Below are 2575 nucleotides of genomic sequence, written 5' to 3'. Positions count from 1 at the left end.
GTCTGGTCACGACTCGGTACCCGAATTTCTTGACGACCATAGAGCATTGGAACCACCTGATCCCATCCCGAACTCAGCAGTGAAACGATGCATCGCCGATGGTAGTGTGGGGTTTCCCCATGTGAGAGTAGGTCATCGTCAAGATTAAATTCCGAAACCCCTATCTGCGCATGCAGGTAGGGGTTTTGTTTTTGTCCGCRGGAAAGCCRCGGCTGCTGGATTTCTACGGTAAGCAAACAGCGTACCCATCTTTTCATCGTATGCGTCCGGCCATCACGCCTTGCGTAACTAAACCGGTTGCCACTTATGCGGCAGCAACTCATCGATTTCACTCGCCCGCTGCGTCGGCAGGCGCGTGAGAACATCCTTCAGATATGCGTACGGATCATGGCCATTCAGCCGTGCAAACTGGATCAAGCTCATCAGCGCCGCCGCTCGCTGGCCGCTGCGTGTGCCTTTGAATTGCCTGTAAATCTCGAAGTACATTCAGTTCGCTCCCTGCGATAGATCGTGCGACAACCTGTGTGACGCATCGATGCAAGCCTGGCGGAGCGGGTTTTTTGGCTATCGGACACTTGTTTCCAATCGTTGGCGGATGTTCTGAGGCGGCGGGTTAGAGCGGGTGGATCAGCCTCTGAATTGTCCAAAACGACACTGTTTCACCCTTGCAACACCTTCGGAGCTACTGCTTAATACGCAATCGCTCATAACGTCCAAAATCTTTCGGCGACCGAAAACCACTATAAAAAGAGCACTCCATTGACTGAGCACGGAACGCAACTGGCCTCCCAGGTGACGTTATCGCTGGTTGTCCCCGTTTTTAACGAGGACGACAGTCTCGACACGTTTCTCCTGCGCATTGAGGAAGTCTTCCGGCAGCAGGAATTGATAAAGCTTGAATTGGTATTCATCAATGACGGCAGCACTGACGCCACGCTTGCACGTCTGCTTGAGCGCCAGCAGCATGATTCGCGTCTGCGCATCGTTGACCTGAGTCGCAACTTCGGCAAAGAAGCGGCATTGTCCGCCGGTTTACAGATCGCCGCCGGACAGATCGTTGTGCCGATCGACGCCGATCTGCAGGATCCGCCAGAAATCATTTTGCAGATGATCGAGCGTTGGCGAGAGGGCTATGAAGTGGTGCTCGGTCACCGGATCAGCCGGCGTAGCGATACGTGGACCAAACAGACTTCCGCCCACTGGTTCTATCGCCTGCACAACAAGATTGCTGAGCAGCCGCTGCCGGAAAACGTTGGGGATTTTCGCCTGATGGATCGCTGTGTGGTCGACGCCTTGCTGACCTTGCCCGAATCCCGGCGCTTCATGAAAGGCCTGTTTGCCTGGTTCGGGTTTCGCACCACCCACGTTGATTACAAGCGTCCCGAGCGGGTGGCGGGGCAGAGTAAATTCAATGGTTGGCGGCTGTGGAACTTTGCGCTGGAAGGTATCACCAGCTTCAGCACTGAGCCTTTGCGAGTCTGGACGTACATAGGGGCGCTGGTGTCGCTCGTCTCTTTCGCTTTTGCCATATTTATCGTGGTGCGCACGTTGATCCATGGTGTCGACATGCCCGGTTACGCCTCGCTGATGGTCGCCGTAACGTTCCTTGGTGGCCTGCAACTGATTGGCATCGGCGTACTCGGTGAGTACTTGGGCCGCACTTACATCGAATCCAAACGCCGGCCGGTTTTTCTTGTGCGCCGTGTCTACGACCCCAAGGCCTAAAGCATGGATCTCAAGGAAATCGACATCCTCGGCGATAACATCGACGAGCATTGGTATTACTGCTCGAAAGCAGCAGCGACCCGCCGCCTGCTGGGTGACGCGCCAATCAAGCGGATTCTCGACGTGGGCGCTGGTTCCGGTTTTTTTACCCACCATCTGTTGACTCATACCGAGGCGCGCGAGGCCTGGTGTGTCGATATCAGCTACCTCGCCGATTCCAGCGCGACCACCGCTGGCAAGCCGGTGCACTACCGTCGCAGCGTCGAGACCGTCAACGCCGATCTGGTGCTGTTGATGGACGTGCTGGAGCATGTCGATGACGACCTCGGTTTGCTCAAGACTTACGTCGATACAGTGCCGTCAGGCAGCCGGTTCCTGATGACAGTGCCTGCCTTCCAGTTCCTCTGGAGCGGCCACGACGACTTTCTCGAACACAAGCGCCGCTACACCCTGGCCCAATTTGAAACTCTGGCCCGGAACGCGGGTTTGACGGTACAACGCGGTGCCTACTATTTCGGTGCGGTGTTCCCGATCGCCGCTGCGATACGTTTGTTGCCCCTCGGACGGCAGGGTTCAGCGCCTCGTTCGCAGCTCAAGCGCCATCATCCGCTGGTGAACACTGTGCTCAAGACTCTCTGTAGGCTTGAATTGCCATTGATGGGCATGAACCGCCTGGCCGGCTTGAGTGTATTCGTGCTGGCGCGAAAGCCCTGACATCAGCCGAAAAAACAGCGTTGATCCAGCGCGGTTTGCGTTTTGCTGTAACCGGATTGTTCGTTACTGCCCTGCATGCGCTGGTTGCGGTGCTGTTCATCAATTTCGTCGTCGCACTTCCGCCTCTGGCTAACGG

2 protein-coding genes, 1 rRNA gene and 1 pseudogene are annotated in these 2575 nt (G+C 56.2%); 3 read left to right on the top strand and 1 reads right to left on the bottom strand.

Features of this window, described 5'->3' with window-relative positions; translation table 11 throughout:
* Positions 1-28 precede the first annotated feature (28 nt).
* Positions 29-144: ribosomal RNA gene (rrf, locus tag AC1DVH_RS29355) — 5S ribosomal RNA — on the top strand.
* Between the two features lie 144 nt (positions 145-288).
* Here the strand turns inward: rrf and AC1DVH_RS29350 are convergent.
* Positions 289-450 (bottom strand): annotated as a pseudogene (locus AC1DVH_RS29350) (transposase domain-containing protein); the annotation flags it as partial.
* Positions 451-759: 309 nt separating this feature from the next.
* On the opposite strand from AC1DVH_RS29350, the gene AC1DVH_RS29345 reads away from it, so the two are divergent.
* Together AC1DVH_RS29345 and AC1DVH_RS29340 are read left to right on the top strand one after the other, a co-directional pair.
* Positions 760-1725, top strand: coding sequence for a glycosyltransferase family 2 protein (locus AC1DVH_RS29345; protein WP_477756734.1), 966 nt, complete (start codon positions 760-762; stop codon positions 1723-1725).
* A gap of 3 nt (positions 1726-1728) precedes the next feature.
* Positions 1729-2439: a class I SAM-dependent methyltransferase gene (locus AC1DVH_RS29340; RefSeq protein WP_477756733.1), complete on the top strand. Its 711-nt coding sequence runs from the start codon at positions 1729-1731 to the stop codon at positions 2437-2439.
* The last annotated feature ends 136 nt before the right edge of the window (positions 2440-2575 follow it).

It is taken from the genome of Pseudomonas sp. P4_C3, assembly GCF_056402075.1.
The sequence above is the reverse complement of the archived record's forward strand: the minus strand, read 5'-3'. Positions and strand labels throughout refer to the sequence as shown.

Bases quoted from the DNA above. Each gene is read 5' to 3' on its own strand.
- AC1DVH_RS29340 (WP_477756733.1), top strand. From the start codon at position 1,729: ATGGATCTCAAGGAAATCGACATCCTCGGCGATAACATCGACGAGCAT.